A 15714-nucleotide genomic window follows, 5' to 3' on the forward strand; every position below is an offset into this window, starting at 1 on the left:
GGGAGGGTCGGCCGTGCTCGGCGTCTCTCCCCCACCGACACGGGGAGGCAGCCGGCAGTGACCACCATCGAGGACGTCACGGGCACCGGGCCGGAGCAGGCTCGTCCACGGTCGCGGATGCGCGGCGGGCTGGTCACCATCGGCACGGTGGCCGCGCTGCTGGCCGCGATGGGCCTGACGGTGCTCGGGCTGGGCGCGGCCGACAACGCGGTGGCGAGCTTCGACGCGTCCTCCTGGTTGTGGAGCACCACCCGCAGCGAGCTGGCCCGGGTCAACGGCGTCACCGCGCGGGTGGACACCCGGATGGAGGTGCCGGGTGGGCGGCGGCACCAGATGCAGGTGGCGCAGACCGACCGGCTGCTGATCCTGCGTGACCTCAACACCGGGCAGGTCAGCTCGCTGGACCTGGCGACGTTGCAGATCACCGCGACGACGCCGACCGCGCCGGGGTTCGGGGTGAGCGTGGCGCTGCACGAGGACGCGGCGTTCGTGGTGGACGCGGTGCAGGGCATCGTCCGGCAGCTGGACCCGCGGGCGCTGACGCCGGTGGGCGAGCCGGTGCGCTACCCGCCGGGCATCACCGGTGGCACGTTCGACGGCGCCGGCAAGCTGTGGGTCGCGGTGCCGAGCGAGGGCACCGTCTCGGCGGTGACCGCCGCCGAGCTGCCGGAGACGCCGGGTGACGCGCCGTCCGCGGGGCTGAGCCCGAAGCGGGTCGAGACGTACGACGTGGCCGAGCCGGCGCACGAGCTGGTGGTGTCCACGCTGGACGAGGGCGTCGCGGTGCTGGACCGGACCTCGGCGTCGCTGGTGACTGTGGTCGGCGGGCAGACGCAGCGGGCGGAGCTGAGCATGAGCGCGCCGGGGAACCTGCCGACGCGGACCAGCGGGCCGCAGGTGCCGGTCACGGTCCCCGGTGACCGGTCGGTGCACGTGGTGCGGGACAGCCGCGAGGTGAAGCGGTTCACGGTGCCCGGCGCCGGTGTCCGGTTGAGCCCGGCGGTGGCGTGGGCGGGCCGGTTCTACTGCGCCGACGAGACCACCGGCACGGTGTACGCCTTCGACGCCGAGGGTCAGCTCGTGCAGACCGTCAAGGGTTCCGGCCGGCCCGGCCCGGTCGAGCTGGAGGTGCGCGAGAACCACCTGTTCATCAACCCGCCGGACTCGTCCACCGCGCAGGTGGTCGACGACCGCAACCAGGTGCGTGAGGTCGACAAGTACGCCAACGACGTGCTGGGCGGCGACCCGCCGCCGGTGGCCCCGCCGCCGCCCCCGCCGAAGAAGCCGAAGGTGTCCAAGCCGGGTGCGCCGAAGTCGGTCACGGCCGCCGCGGGTGACGCGTCGGCGCGGGTGAGCTGGCAGGCCGCCGCGTCCAACGGCGCCGAGATCACCCGGTACGTGGTGGAGGGCGCCGGTCAGACCCATCAGGTCGGCGCGAACCAGCGTGCGCTGGAGATCACCGGTCTGACCAACGGTGAGACGTACACGTTCTCGGTGCACGCGGTGAACGCCAAGGGTGAGGGGCCGGCGCGGCGCAGCAACCCGGTGGTGCCGACCGCCGAGGTGCCGGACCCGCCGGCGTCGGTGACCGCCGAGGCGCGGCCGGACGGCACCGTGCGGGTGAGCTGGCCCGAGGCCGACGGCCAGGGCAACACGATCGCGAGGTACGCGGTGACGGCGACCTCGGCGGGTGCGACCGCCCCGGCCGGTGAGTCGGCGAAGACGGAGCTGGTGGTGCCGGCCGGGCAGCTGGAGTACGGCACCCAGTACGCGTTCACGGTGACCGCGGTGAGCGAGAAGGGCGCCGGGTCGAAGGCGTCGCCGGTGAGCAACACGGTGGTGCCGTTCACCGTGCCGAAGGCGCCGACCGAGCTGCGCGCGTCCACAGTCGCCGACCAGCCGGGCACGATCGCGGTGCAGTGGTCCCCAGCGGGGGACAACGGCCGGCCGGTGACGAAGTACGTGGTGGAGGCGGCCGGAAAGTCGGTCGAGGTGACCGACGTGCAGGCCACCGTGGGCGGCCTGGGCAACGAACAGAACGTGACGGTGAAGGTCAAGGCCGTGAACGAGGCCGGGCCGGGACCGGAGGCGAGCACCACCGCGCGAACGGTGGCCGAGCCCCGGATCACGGTGACCGGCTCGTCGGCGGACGCCACGTCGGTGACCGTGACGTTCACTGTGGACGCGGGTGGTGGGCGCGCCTCCTGCACGGCGGCGACCGGCGGGAAGACGGCGAGCGGCAGCTGTTCCAGCCTGCGGGTGACCGGGCTGACGCCGGGTACCGCGTACACGGTGACGCTGACCGCGAGCAACGCCGCCGGTAAGGGGACCGCTTCGCGCGCGCAGACCACCGACCCGGTGTACGGCGTCGCCACCTGCAAGAACGGCCCCGACGGCGACCAGCGGACGTATTGCGACCGGGAGATCCCCGGCGAGCGCAACGGCAACGAGATCTTCGAGGTGCCGCGGCAGGACAACAACCGGCAGGCGGGCTGGGTGCCGGACGGCCACCGGCTGCGCACGTACTGCAAGGTGAAGGGCGAGGACGTCAACGCCTGGATCTACAACAACAACAAGCAGAGCACCTGGTGGGTCCAGGTGGACTACAAGGGCAAGACGTACATCCCGTGGGCCTGGCTCAACCTGGAGGGCGGCGACGACCTCGGCGTCCTGCCTGGCTGCTGACCGCACCGTCCGAGAGGCGCATCCGTGAACACGCACGAACCGCTGAGCCAGCCGGAGGTGCAGGGCTTCGCCGCCCTGGCCGCCCGGCTGGCCGACAACGTCAACGCGGTCGTGCTGGGTAAGCCGCAGGTGGTGCGGCTGGCGCTGACCGCCTTGTTCGCGCAGGGGCACGTGCTGCTGGAGGACGTACCGGGCGTCGGCAAGACCACGCTGGCGCGGGCGATCGCGGCGACTGTGAAGGGGCAGTGGCGGCGCATCCAGTTCACGCCGGACCTGCTCCCCTCCGACGTGTCGGGGGTGACCATCTTCAACCAGGCCAGCCGGGGCTTCGAGTTCCACCCGGGGCCGGTGTTCGCCAACATCGTGATCGCCGACGAGATCAACCGGGCGTCGCCGAAGACCCAGTCGGCGCTGTTGGAGGTGATGGAGGAGCGGACGGTCACGGTGGACGGCGTACGGCATCCGGTGCCGCAGCCGTTCCTGGTGGTGGCCACGCAGAACCCGGTGGAGATGGACGGCACGTACCGGCTGCCCGAGGCCCAGCTCGACCGGTTCCTGGTGAAGCTGTCGGTCGGCTACCCGGACGAGGCGGTCGAGGTCGAGGTGCTGCGCGGCGCCACGGTCCGCTCCCCCGACTCGCTGACCGCGGTCACCGACACCGCCACGGTGGGCGAGATGGTGAAGATGGCCCGGCGGGTGCACATCGCCGAGCCGCTCTACGCGTACGCGGTGCGGCTCGCCGCGGCGACACGTACCCACCCGCAGGTGCGGGTCGGGGTGAGCCCTCGCGGGGTCATCGCGCTGACCCGGGCGGCGTGCGCGTACGCGCTGATCGACGGCCGGGGCTGGATCATGCCGGAGGACCTGAAGGCGCTCGTCGAGCCGGTCTTCGCGCACCGGCTGCTGCTCACCCCTGATGCGCAGGTACGCGGTGTCACGCCCGCCGAGGTGCTGCGTCAGGCGGTCGCGTCGGTGCCGGTGCCGCTGCCGTCGGGCCAGGCCACAGCGGTGCACGGCTGAGCGTGGGGATCACCGCCCGTGGTATCGGGCTGCTCGTCGCCGCCCTGGTGCTGCTCGGCGTGGGGTTCCGCTACGCGTACCCGGAACTGACGGTGCTCGGCGCGGCGGCCGCGGTGGCGGTCGGCTACGCCGTGGTGAACGCGGCCTGGCGGCCCCGGCTGAGCGTTCAGCGGCGGGCCGACCCGGACCGGGTGGCCCGGGGTGAGCCGGCGGCGATGGAGCTGACGGTGCGCAACACCGGCCGGCTGCGAGCGGCGAACCTGGTGGCCGAGGACCGCTGCGCCGGCGCGCTCGTGCCGGTGCCGCTGCTGCGGTTGCGTCCGGGCCGGGACACTGTGGTGCGCTACGACGTGCCGACGCACCGGCGTGGGGTGGTGCCGGTGGGGCCGCTGCGGGTGGTGCGCCGGGATCCGCTGGGACTGGTGGCGCTGGCGCGCGGCTACGGCGGCACGGTGCCGGTGTGGGTGCATCCCCGCATCCACCCGCTCTCCGCGGTGCCCACGGGGGCCGGGCGCAGCCTGGACGGGCGCACCGACAGCGTGCCGCACGGGTCGATCACGTTCGACTCGTTGCGGGAGTACGTGGTGGGCGACGAGTTGCGCCGCGTGCACTGGCGCACCAGCGCCCGGGTGGGTGAGCTGATGGTGCGGGAGAACGTGGACACCAGCCTGCCGCGCCTGGTGGTGGTGCTGGACAACCGGGCGTCCGCGCATCCGGGCCGGGCCGGTGGTGTCGCGGAGTCGTTCGAGTCGGCGTGCGAGGCGGCCGCGTCGGTGGTGGCCGCCGCGGTGCGGGAGGACCTGCCGGTGCAGCTGCTGCTCGTCGTACCGGCCGAGGTGGAGCCCGCGGGCGCGGCCGGGCCGCTGGACCGGCTCGCCGCCGTGGAGCTGGCGGACGCCGGGCCGGACGTGCTGCCCGCCGCGACCGGGCGGCTGCGCCGGGACCGGCTCGGCGACACGCTCGTCTTCCTGACCGGGCCGGGCGGCCGCGGCGACCTGGGGCACGTCGGCGCGCTGCGCGGCGCGTACCCGTCGGTGGTGGTCGGGATGTTCGGCGCGGACGGGCCGACGGCGGCCGGCGCGGCGGGCCTCACGGTCCTGGACGCCGCGGACGGCGCGGCGTTCGCCGCCGAGTGGGACGGGGTCCGCCGGTGGTGACGCCGCCGCGGACGCAGGCGGCTGAGCGGGCGGTCCGGGCGTTGCGGGCCGTGCCGGTGCCGGCCGCGCTGATCGTGCTTGTCGCGCTCTCCGGCGTGGTGCTGGGCCGGGTGTACGCGGACCCGCTGCTCACCCGGCTCATGGCGGGCGCGGCGGCCGGGTCGGTGCTGGTCAGCGTGGCCGCGAGGCGGCTGCCGTCCTGGCTGGTCGCGCCGCTGTCGGTGGCCGCGCTGACCGGGTGGACGCTGCTGTCGCTGCGGCTGGCCGCCGCGCACGCGGCGCTGCCCGGCGGGCTCGGCGAGGTGGCCGCCGACGCCGCCCGCAACGCGATCCCCCGGCTGCTCACCGCGATGATCCCGGTCGAGCCGGCCCCGGACACGGTGCTGGTCCCGGTGGTCGCGGCGTGGCTGGCCGGGCTGACCGCCGCCGAGGTGGCGCTGCGCGCCGGGCGGGTGCTGCTGGGCTACCTGCCGCCGGCGCTGCTGTACGCCGGCGCGCTCTACGTGGTCGGGCCGAACGCGGATCCGGCGATCGGCCCGACGGTGCTGTTCGCCGCGGTCGCGGCGGCCGGCCTGGCGACGCCCGGGCGCCGCGACGGCCCGGCACCCGATCCGGTCGCCGGCCCCACTCCTGCGGTACGCGCGGCGGTACGGCTGCGGCTGGTGTCGGCGAGCGCGGCCGGCCTCGCAGTGGTCGTGGCGCTGGCGGCGCTGCTCGCCCCGGTGGTGGCCGCCCAGGTCGACGAGCGGCCGGTCGACCCGCGCCGCTACGTGGAGCCGCCCCGGGTGGAGTCGCTGGACGAGAACCCACTGATCCGGATCTCCGGGTGGGCGCTGAACCCGGACCAGCGGCTGCTCGACGTGCGCACCACAGGGGGCGCGGCCGGGGACGGGTCGCCGCGGATCCGGCTGGCGGTGCTCAGCGACTACGACGGGGTGACCTGGCGGGTCGGTGCCACGTACCGCAACGCGGGGCGGATCCTGCCCGCCGCGGAGCCGGCCCCGGACGCGGCCACCGAGGAGGTGCGTCAGGAGATCACCGTCGGCGACCTGACCGGGCGGCTGCTGCCGGCGGTGCCCACGCCGCGCGAGGTGACCGGAGCACGGGTGGCGTACGACCCGACGACCGGGACGCTGATCCGCCCGGAAGGGCTCGCGCCGGGGCTGCGGTACGAGGTGTCGTCGGTGCGGGAGCGCCCGGACGCGAACCTGCTGCCCACGGCGAACGTGCCCGCCGGGGACGAGGTGGCCCGGGTGCTGCGGGTGGCCGACGGGGCACCGGAGCCGGTGCGCCGGCTCGCCACCCAGCTCGCCGAGTCGAACGGCGCCCCGTACGCGCGCGCCGAGGCGATCGCCACATTCCTCGCCGAGCACTACCGGGTGACAGCCGACGCGCCCAGCGGGCACGCGTACCCGAACCTGGCGTTCTTCCTGTTCGGACCGCGCAACGGCGGCGGGCAGCGGGGCACCTCGGAGCAGTTCGCCGCCGCGTTCGCGGTGCTCGGGCGCCTCGCCGGCCTGCCGACCCGGGTGGTGGTCGGGTTCGAGCCGAAGGGCGACGGGCCGGTGCGGGCCGCCGACGCGTACGCCTGGCCGGAGGTGCTGTTCGACGGCGTCGGCTGGGTGCCGTTCGACCCGATGCCACGTCCTGATGAGGAGCCCCGCCCGGTGGAGGAGGACTTCCGGCCGCAGCCGGAGGACCCGCCGCCGTCGGAGGTGCCGGCGCCCACCGAGGAGCCGAGCACCACTCCCCCGGCCGCCGCACCAGCACCCGGCCGGGCCGAGGGCGGGCTCGGGACGCCGGTGCTGGTCGGTGGCGGTGTCGGCGGGCTGGCGTTGCTGGTCGGCGCGGTGCTGGCGGCCCTGTACGCGGCGCGCCGCCGGTTGACCCGCTCCCGTCTGGACGCCGCCGACCCGGGCGAGCGGGTTGCGGGCGCGTGGCGGGAGCTGACCGACGCGCTGCGGCTGGCCGGGCAGCCGGCCGGGCCGGACCTGGCGGCGGCGGAGGTGGCCGAGCGGGCCCGCCGGACGCTCGCCGAGGCCCGTGCGGCGCGGTCCGGAGCGGGCGCGGCCGGACCGACGGACCGGCCCGGGGACGGCGCGGCCGGGCTCACGGACCGAGCCGGGGACGGCGTCGCGGCCGGCGGCCCGGACGAGGCGGCGGTCGACGAGCTCGCCGCCCTGCTCAACCAGGCGGGCTTCGCGCCGGGCAGTGTCACAGCGGAACAGGCGGAACGGGCCGCACGGCTGAGTCAGGGCTTCGGCGACGCGCTGCGCGCGGCCCGCTCCCGGTGGGGCCGGTTGTTGTGGACGGTCCACCCGGGGCCGCTGCGCTGGCGCCGCTGACCGGACCGGCCGAGCCTCGTCGCACGGTCCGCTACCGGCCTGGTTCGGAGGAAGCTGCCGGGACGCGCCGCGCTCAGCGGTCGGCGGCGCGCAGCTTCCGGACGAGCTTGCGCAGCCCGGCCTGCCAGCCGTCCGGGTCCTCGGCGCGACGCCGGGCGTAGTCGGCCACCTCCGGGTGCGGCAGGATCAGGAACCGCTCCTCGGCCAGCCCGGCGACCACCGCGTCGGCGACCTGGTCCGGCGTGAGGATCGTCCCGGACGCGGCGATCACCCGGGCGCCCAGGTGCCCCTCGGCGAGGCCGTCGGCGAGCATCGGGGTGTCCACGCCCTGCGGGCACAGTGCGCTGACGCGGATGCCGGCGTCCCGGTAGGTGATCGCCAGCCACTCGGCGAGTCCCACGGCGGCGTGCTTGGTGGCGGTGTACGGGGCGTCGCCGACCGCCGTGAGCACACCCGCCGCCGAGCAGGTGAGCAGCAGGTGCCCCTGGCCCCGGCGGAGCATCCCGGGCAGCGCCGCGCGGGCGCTGTGCAGGTGCCCGAGCACGTTCACCCGCCAGGCCCGGTCCCAGTCCGCGTCGGGCGCGTCGATGCCGCCGCCGGTGGCGACGCCGGCGTTGGCGCAGAACAGGTCGATCCGGCCGTGGCGGCGCTCGGTCTCCTCGACGAGGGCGCGTATCGCCGCCTCGTCGGTGACGTCGAGCCCGACGCCGCTGGCCACCGGGCCGATCGCGTCGGCTGCGGCGCGGGCCGCGTCGGCGGCCAGGTCGGCCAGGACGATCGCGGCGGCGCCCTCGGCGGCGAACCGGCGGCCCAGCGCCGCGCCGATCCCACCGGCCCCGCCGGTGATCACCACCACCCGGTCGGTCAGGTTCATCTCAGGCCGCCTTTCCGGGGCCGAGCCGGGGCAGCAGGTCCATCCAGGCCGCCGCGCCGCCCTCGGTGATCTCCGGCGTGGGCAGCACCGCGATGACCGGCATGTCGACGCCGTTGTCGGCGTAGCGGCGGACGGCCGCCACGCACTGCTCGGGCGAGCCGTGCAGCACCAGCGCGTCGACCACCTCGTCCGGTACGGCGGCGGCGGCGCCCCGCCGGTCCCCCGCGGCCCACGCCTCCCACATCGGGCCGAGCGAGTCCTGGCGGCCCAGCCATCTGTGGAAGGCGGCGTACGCGGGCACCGTCAGGTAGCCGGTGATCATGCGGCGGCCCAGCGCGCGGGCGTAGGCGGTGTCCTCGGTGGGGCAGACGAAGATGCGGGCGGCCACGTCGAAGCCGGGCCGGCGCTCGCCCACCTCGGCCAACGCGGTCGGCACGTCGTCGGCGGCCAGCCAGTTGAGGATCACCCCGTCGGCCTCGGCTGCGGCCAGACGCAGCATGCCGGGGCGCAGCGCGGCCAGCAGGACCGGCGGCGGCACGCTGGGCGGGCGCTCCAGGGTGAAGCGTCGTACCGCGAACGTGTCGAACGCGCCGTCGACGGTCTCGCCGCGCAACGCGGCCCGCAGGAACCGCAGCACGTCCCGGGTCCGCTTGAACGGCTCGTCGAACCCGATCCCGTTCCAGTCCCGCACCAGCACCGGCGACGAAGCGCCGACGCCGAGGGCGAACCGGCCCGGCGCGGCCTCGGCCAGCGCGGCGGCGCTCATCGCGAGCAGTCCCGGCCCTCTGGTGAACACCGGCGTGATCGCGGTGCCCAGCCGCAGCCGCGGCGACCAGGCGGCGGCCAGGGCCAGCGGGGTGAACGCGTCGGCGCCGGCCACCTCCGACGACCACACGTCGGTGAACCCGGCGTCGTCGAGGGCCGCGTAGACCGCGGCGTGGTCGGCGAGCGGGATACCGCCCAGTGGCACGGTCATGCCCCATCGGTTCGTCACCCGTCGATGGTGCCCGTCCGGCACCGCCCGGGGCAAGATCCAGGCGGATATGGGTGATCCGCACCGGGGCGTCGGGAAAGAGTGTTACGACTGCCGGGCCCGCTTCGAGTACGAGGTGTTCGGCCGCGTCTCCCCGTCGAGGCTGGTGGGGATCGCCGCGCTGCTGCTGCCCGTACCGCTGCTGGTGCGCCTCGCGCCGCTGGTCGCAGCGATCCTGGCCGCTGTGGTCCTGACGGTGGTGGCGGTGGCCGACGCGCGCCGCGCCTGGGGCCGCCCGCCCGAGGAGGCGGCGACGCCGTTCTGAGCGGCGACGCCGGTGCCGGACGCTGTGGCCGGGCTACGATCCGCGCGTGACCTTCTCGCTCGTCGCCCGCTCCGCCGACGGGTGCCTCTACGGGGTGGCGGTGGCCAGCCGGTTCCTCGCCGCCGGGGCGCTGGTGCCGGCGGCCGAGGCGCTGGTGGGCGCGGTCGCCACCCAGGCGCACGCGAACCTCGCCTACCGGGCGCAGGCGCTCGCGCTGCTGCGTACCGGCGTCACCGCCACCGACGTGGTGGCCGGGCTGGTCGCCGCCGATCCCGGCCGCGACGACAGGCAGCTCGCGGTGGTCGGTACGACCGGCGACGGGGCCACCTGGACCGGGCCGCGCTGCCACCCCTGGGCGGGCGGGCAGGCCGGCGACGGCTGGGCCGCGCAGGGCAACATCCTGACCGGCCCGCAGGTGATCGACGCGCTGCGCGACGCCTGGCTGGCCCGCGACGACCTGCCGTTCCCGCAGCGTCTGCTGGCCGCGCTCACCGCCGGTGACGCGGCCGGCGGCGACCGGCGCGGCCGGCAGAGCGCCGCGATGCTGGTGGTGCAGCGCCACGGGGGCTACGCCGGCACCGGCGACGAGCTGGTGGACCTGCGGGTGGACGACCACGCCGACCCGGTCGCCGAGCTGCGCCGCCTGCTCGGCATCCACCACATGCTGTTCGGCCGCCCCGACCCGGCCACGTTGCGGGATCTCGCCGGCCCGCTCGCCGCCGAGGTGGCCGAGTTGCTCGCCGCCACCGGCCACCCGGTCGGCCCGGCCGGCCTGGACGACGCGCTGGCGGCCTGGACCGGCCTGGAGAACCTGGAGGAGCGCTTCGTACCCGGCCGGATCGACCCGATCGTGCTGGAGCACCTGCGGCGGTGTGCGGGGCGCTGAGCCGTGGTCAGCCGCCGAACGCGAGCCGGCCGATGCCGGCGCGCGCCAGCTCGGCGTGCTCATCGCCGGTCAGCGGCAGCCGCCCGGTGGCCTTGCGCAGCACGGTGAGCGCGTCCCAGCCCAGTCCGGCCGGCACCGGCACGCCGCCGGTGAGCACGCCGACCACCACGTCCGCCGCGGCCGGGGTCAGCCACGGCGCCCGGTCCAGCGCGTCGGCCAGGTCCAGGCCGTGCACCGCGACCTCCACCACGCGGGTACGGAGGAACTCCGGCAGCGCCATCGCGTCACCGTGGCGGGTGCGTACCACCCGGCCGGGCGGCGCGGCGGCGACCGCCTCGTCGGTGGCGCGCCAGGCCCGGGCGAACTCGTCGGCCACCTCGGCCGCGCCCGGGTGCTCCCGCGCCGCCCGGCGGGCCGAGTCGATGCGGTCCCGGTCGACCGGCGGGCTGAACTTGGCCGCGCCGAAGTAGGCGGCCGCGTCGACCTCGGCGCGGGGCGGCGCGGGTTCGGCGAGCATCAGGGCCAGGCGACCGGCTCCGGTGCTCACGTGCGCGACCAGGTCGCGTACCCGCCAGGGCGGGCACGGGGTGGGCCGGTCCAGCGCCGCGTCGTCCAGGTCGCGCAGCACCCGTTCCAGGCGCTCGCACTCGGCCCGGAACGCCGCCCGTACGGGCTGCACCGGCGTCAGCCCTTCCAGCGGGGCACCAGCCGGTGCACCACGACCAGCACCAGCGCCGCCACCACCGCGATCGTGCCGGCGATGCCGGCCGCGCTGCCCGCGTACCCGATGAACAGCGGACGGCGGCCGAGCGCCTCGACGGGGATGGTGGAACGGTCGACGAGCCAGGACAGCGCCACCGCGGAGGCCAGCAGGGCCACCACGCCGATGCCGCCGAGCACGGCGCCCGCCATTCGGTGCGCGTCGCCCGGCTCCACCACGGCCTGCTCCCGCTGGAAGAACAGCAGCACCAGTCCGGCGGCGGTGGCCCAGGCACCGACCACCAGGTACGCGGCGACCGCGTCGCTGGGCCGGTGCCAGCCGGCGGAGAGCGTGGCGACGCCGGCGGCGGCGGCGTACCCGGCGCCGAGGAACGCCCCGGCGACCCGCAGCTTGCGCGGCAGCACCAGGATCAGCGCGATCGCCACCGAGGCCGCCACGGCGGTGTGCCCGCTGGGCAGGCTGTTGCCGGCGGCGGCCCGTTCCGGGTCGATGCCGAAGTCGGGCCGGACCAGGTAGTACTTGAGCAACTGCGTGGTCACGTTCGCGCCGGCGATGAGCAGCGTCGCGGTGACGGCGAGCGCCTTGCGCCCCCGGATCAGCGCGATGAAGCCGATCACCGCGGTCGCGGCCAGCAGCGACACCACCGACATGGCGTTGAGGAGTGTGTTCACCGGACCGTCTATGCGGTCCTGGCCGATCCGGTTGCCGGTGAGCGCCACCGTGTCCAGCCACTGGCCCAGTTCGGTGTGCACGGCGAAGCGCCACACCAGCCCGAACGCGGCTGTCTGGATCAGGGCCAGTACGACCAACCAGACCGCCGTCCAACCCCTCGCCGTCTCCCGCACCCGGACAACTTAACGGTAGGCACGCTCCGGCGCGCGGCGGAGCGCCAGCGGCGGCGGCGTACGGTGAGGCGGGCGATTTCGAGGAGGTGGCGCGTGACCGGCACGCCACAGCGGCAACCGGACGACGGGCCGCGGCCGGAGTCGCTGGCCGACCTGCTCGGCGGCCGGCGCGGGGCGGTGGACGCGACCCTTCCGCCACTGGCGTTCGGGCTCGGCTGGGTGCTCGGCGGTCTCGGCGGCGGCGTGCTCGCGGCGGTGCTGACCGGCACGGCGGTGGCCGGCTGGCGGTGGCGGCGCGGCGACCGTCCCCGCTCGGTGCTGGTCGGTCTGCTCGCGGTCTGCGTGGCAGCGCTCATCGCGTTGCGCACCGGCCGGGCCGCCGACTTCTTCCTGCTCCAGATCGCCGCCAACACGGCGAGCGCGCTGGCCTGGGCGGTGAGCATCGTGGTGCGGTGGCCGCTGCTGGGTGTGGTGGTCGGCACGGCGCTGGGCCAGCGGACCCGGTGGCGGCGCGACCCGGCGCTGCTGCGGGCGTACGGCCGGGCCAGCTGGGTGTGGGCGGCCACCTACGTGCTGCGGGTCGCGGTGTTCGTGCCGCTGTGGCTGTACGGGCACGTGGTCGCGCTCACAGTGGCGCGGGCGGCGCTGACCTGGCCGCTGATCGCGGCGGCGCTTGCGGGCAGTTGGGTGGTGATCCGGCGCTCGCTGCCGGCCTGGCATCCGGGGCTGCGGCACCCGGTGGACCCGGCGGGCACCGACGGTGTGGCGGCGCGCACAGAATGATGGAGAGGCCGCCACGGGGGGAGCGGCCTCTCCGTCAAATACGTTACTCCGTCCACGGCCCGGATGTGATCCCGTGGACCGCTGATTTTTCCGTGCCTTTTCGCGCCATGGGTCGTCGCCGGGCGGAGTGGTGGGCCGGCCGGTCCGCTGCGTCGGCCGGACGGCCGGCCCACCCGGCCTGACCGTGGGCGTCAGGCCGTTCGCCGACCCGGCCGCTCCGTTCCCCCATCGGCCGGGTCGGCCTCCTCCGCGGGCGGGTTCGCACCCGCCCGCAAAGGAGGGGTCACCTCACCCTTGCGGGAAGTAGGTGCCGTAGTCGGCGTACGCCATGGCGATGTCCGCCTGCGCCCAGAACCGGTGGTAGTTGAAGACCGGCTCGGGACCGCCGTCCAGGTACGCCTGCACCTTCGGCCAGTCCGGGTCGTTCTTGTAGAACGAGCGGATGTCCAGGAAGCTCTTGCCCGGGGCGATCGCGTCGCCGTTGGGCATCTTCCCGGTCCAGCCGTTGGGGACGTAGAGACCCTGGCCGTCGGCGGCGTTGTAGACGTCGTCGAAGCGCTTGTAGTCGCCGCGCTTCTCCGGCGTCGAGACGCCCTTGCTGTCGGCGGACGCCGAGAGCGCGTCCAGCAGGCCCTTGGCGGTGTCCTTCGCCGCGGTGTTGCCGGACTTGGCCGCGTACGCGATGAGCGTGCGGGCGTAGGCGCCGGCGACGCCGACGTCCTGGCCCTTGACCGTCACCTCGACGTGCAGGTTGGTGTTCGGCTGCGGGCTGCTCGGGTTCCAGTTGGCCGGCTGGCCGGTCCACTTCATGTCCGACGGGATCGACCAGTTGGTGCCGACCGTGGTGTTCGCGATGGCCCACGGCACCCACTTGTCCAGCAGCGCCTTGGCCTTCGCGTTGCCGGTCTCCAGGTACAGCTCGGCGATGCGCTGCATCGACCAGGCCTGCATGCCGAACCACTGGTTCGACGGCGGGTCGTTGTAGACCGGGTCGACGTCGTAGTACATGCCGTAGAAGGTGGCGGTGCCGGCCGGCGGCTGGGCGTAGCTGCCGTCCCAGCTGTTGGTGGCGCCACCGGCGATGCCGCCCTCGGCGGACTGGAGCCAGGTGTAGAACTCCAGCTGCCGGTCGAGGCTCTTCTGCCAGTCGGAGACTGCGGTCGGCGACTTCGGCTTCAGCTCCGCGACGTTGGTCATGGCCCAGGCCGCGAACGGGTTCTGGTAGCCGAAGTGGCTGTGGCTGGAGCCGATCCGCCACGACCAGTTCTGCGAGGCGTCGTACGCGCCACCCCAGGCGTAGTACCAGGAGAGCAGGTAGTGCGCCGAGTCACGGCCGCTGCCGGCCGGGCAGGTGGACGCCCCGACGCAGTTGCCGATCTTCTTGAAGTACTTGTCGAACAGCGCGTAGCGCAGGTAGTCGCCCATCTTGGCGGCCTTCGCCACGGTGGCCGCCACGTCGGCCTGCTTGCCCTGTGCCTTGGCCCAGGTCAGCGCCCAGTAGGCGGCCTGGACGGCACGCGCGTCGGCGTCCGGGGCGTTCGTGTACTTCCACTGCTTGGCCGGGGCGCTGGACTCCTTGACGAACAGGTCCAGGTAGCCGTTCGGGCCGCCGTGCTTGAACGTGTCGCAGGACGGCTGCGGCACGGTCTCCCACACCGACTCCTGGGTGCCCCGCTGGAAGGTGTTGATGTACGCGGGCCGGGTGGTGCCGTCGCCGCAGCGGCCGAAGCCGTAGGTGTTGTCCACGTCGAGCAGCCAGTGCATGCCGTAGATGTCACCGGTGCCGTAGGTGGACTGCAGTTCCGAGCGCAGCGGGTCCTGGCCGACCGGGACGTTGGCCTCCAGCGCCGACGGGTACTGGCTGGGCAGGTTGTGCTCGGCGGCGTACTGCGGGGTGCCGGGCGAGCCGGCGGTGGCCTGGTCGGCGTGCGACGGGATGATGTACTTCTCCATGACCGTCCAGGCGTTGTTGAACGGGGCCCAGTTCTGGGTGACCCGGCCGTACTGCGCCTCCAGCCAGAGCCAGAAGCTGAATGCCTCCGAGGTGGTCTCGTGCCCGTGGTCGGGCGCCTCGACGATCAGCGTCTCGATCGAGTGGTACGGCACGCCCTCGGGGCTGAAGTAACCCGAGTTCTTGATCTTGCCGTACTGGTCGAGGAACTTCTTGATGTAGGCGTTGTCGCCGCCCGGGGTGTCGTTGTCCGCCTCGGTGGCGACGACGGAGATCGGGGCGTAGCCGGTGGCCGACGCGGTGATCGTCGCGGTGCCGCCGACCGTGTCGGAGTCCTCCGCGGCGGAGACGGTGGCGGTGACGCCGGTGCTCCAGTTGCTCGACGTGAGCGTCAGTGTGGACGGCGAGACCGTGATGTCGCTGTCACCGGTGACGGCGAGGGTCACCGGCACGTTGGCCGTGGGCGCCGCGCTGAGCGCGTACCGGACCGTGGCGCTGCCGCCCTCGGCCACGGTGACCGCCGACGGGCTGGCGACCAGCTTCGGCCCGCTCGCCGCGGTGACGGTGAACGACTTCTCCGAGACGGCGCTGCCGCCCGCGTTGTCGTACGCCTTGGCCTGCACCGTGTAGCTGCCCGCCGGCAGGTCGAGCAGGTCGTAGCCGTACGGCGCGGTGGTGTCGGTGTTTACCAGCAGGCCGTTGCGGTAGAACTCGACCTTGCTGATGGTGCCGTCGCTGTCGCTCGCGGTCGCGGTCAGCGGGACGTCCGCCGGCGCCTCGAACGGGCCGGACGGCACGCTCAGGGAGACCGTCGGCGGCTGGTTGGTCTGCGCGCCGTTGCACGCGACCCCGTTGAGCGTGAACGCGGTGGGCTTCGGGTTGCTGCCGCTGTAGCTGCCGTTGAAGCCGATGCTGGTGGACGCGCCGGTGGGCAGGCTGCCGTTCCACGACTCGTTCGTCGCGGTGACCTCGCTGCCGGACTGGCTCCACTTGGCCGACCAGCCCTGGGTCACGCGCTGGCTGCTGTTCGGGAAGGCGAACTTCAGCGACCAGTTGTTCAGCGCGTCACCCAGGTTCTTGATGGTGACGGTGGCGGTGAACCCGTTGTTCCAGTCGCTCGTCGCATAGGTCACGTCGCAGGCGGGCGCG

The 15714-nt window shown here is 74.7% G+C and carries 12 protein-coding genes; 7 read left to right on the forward strand and 5 right to left on the reverse strand.

Features of this window, described 5'->3' with window-relative positions; genetic code table 11:
* The first annotated feature begins 117 nt into the window (after positions 1-117).
* The 4 genes from OC439_RS29200 to OC439_RS29215 are packed head-to-tail and all read left to right on the forward strand — an operon-like array spanning position 118 to position 7207.
* On the forward strand, positions 118-2685 hold the full coding sequence (locus OC439_RS29200) for a fibronectin type III domain-containing protein (protein ID WP_262016238.1): 2568 nt from the start codon (positions 118-120) through the stop codon (positions 2683-2685).
* Positions 2686-2709: 24 nt separating this feature from the next.
* Complete coding sequence (locus OC439_RS29205) at positions 2710-3705, forward strand: AAA family ATPase (protein ID WP_018787909.1); 996 nt, start codon at positions 2710-2712, stop codon at positions 3703-3705.
* Between the two features lie 2 nt (positions 3706-3707).
* A complete protein-coding gene (locus OC439_RS29210) occupies positions 3708-4862 on the forward strand; it encodes a DUF58 domain-containing protein (RefSeq protein WP_262016228.1) in 1155 nt (384 codons plus the stop codon).
* Entirely contained in the window at positions 4856-7207 is a 2352-nt protein-coding gene (locus OC439_RS29215) for a transglutaminase domain-containing protein (protein WP_262016229.1), read from the forward strand. Before OC439_RS29210 ends, OC439_RS29215 begins: the two co-directional genes overlap by 7 nt.
* A 73-nt stretch (positions 7208-7280) precedes the next feature.
* Here OC439_RS29215 and OC439_RS29220 read toward each other — a convergent pair whose 3' ends face one another.
* Together OC439_RS29220 and OC439_RS29225 are read right to left on the reverse strand one after the other, a co-directional pair.
* Entirely contained in the window at positions 7281-8081 is an 801-nt protein-coding gene (locus OC439_RS29220; RefSeq protein ID WP_262016230.1) for an SDR family oxidoreductase, read from the reverse strand.
* 1 nt (position 8082) lies between these two features.
* Positions 8083-9057: an LLM class F420-dependent oxidoreductase gene (locus tag OC439_RS29225; RefSeq protein ID WP_262016239.1), complete on the reverse strand. Its 975-nt coding sequence runs from the start codon at positions 9055-9057 to the stop codon at positions 8083-8085.
* 67 nt (positions 9058-9124) lie between these two features.
* On the opposite strand from OC439_RS29225, the gene OC439_RS29230 reads away from it, so the two are divergent.
* Together OC439_RS29230 and OC439_RS29235 are read left to right on the forward strand one after the other, a co-directional pair.
* The gene (locus OC439_RS29230) at positions 9125-9379 is read left to right on the forward strand and encodes a hypothetical protein (protein WP_262016231.1); all 255 of its coding nucleotides are present in this window, start codon (positions 9125-9127) and stop codon (positions 9377-9379) included.
* A gap of 46 nt (positions 9380-9425) precedes the next feature.
* A complete protein-coding gene (locus tag OC439_RS29235) occupies positions 9426-10265 on the forward strand; it encodes a DUF1028 domain-containing protein (protein WP_262016232.1) in 840 nt (279 codons plus the stop codon).
* A gap of 7 nt (positions 10266-10272) precedes the next feature.
* On the opposite strand, the gene OC439_RS29240 is transcribed toward OC439_RS29235, so the two are convergent.
* Together OC439_RS29240 and OC439_RS29245 are read right to left on the reverse strand one after the other, a co-directional pair.
* Complete coding sequence (locus OC439_RS29240) at positions 10273-10944, reverse strand: maleylpyruvate isomerase N-terminal domain-containing protein (protein ID WP_262016233.1); 672 nt, start codon at positions 10942-10944, stop codon at positions 10273-10275.
* Positions 10945-10949: 5 nt separating this feature from the next.
* The gene (locus tag OC439_RS29245; protein ID WP_262016234.1) at positions 10950-11831 is read right to left on the reverse strand and encodes a phosphatase PAP2 family protein; all 882 of its coding nucleotides are present in this window, start codon (positions 11829-11831) and stop codon (positions 10950-10952) included.
* A 93-nt stretch (positions 11832-11924) separates the two neighbouring features.
* Here OC439_RS29245 and OC439_RS29250 point away from each other — a divergent pair, with 93 nt between their 5' ends.
* Positions 11925-12614, forward strand: a complete 690-nt coding sequence (locus tag OC439_RS29250) for a DUF3159 domain-containing protein (protein ID WP_262016235.1) — start codon at positions 11925-11927, stop codon at positions 12612-12614.
* Positions 12615-12902: 288 nt separating this feature from the next.
* Here OC439_RS29250 and OC439_RS29255 read toward each other — a convergent pair.
* The coding region (locus OC439_RS29255; protein WP_262016236.1) for a glycoside hydrolase family 48 protein at positions 12903-15714 on the reverse strand (2812 nt) is incomplete at its 5' end.

The sequence above is a fragment of the Micromonospora sp. Mcm103 genome (assembly GCF_024519755.1).
Taxonomy (GTDB): domain Bacteria; phylum Actinomycetota; class Actinomycetes; order Mycobacteriales; family Micromonosporaceae; genus Micromonospora; species Micromonospora aurantiaca.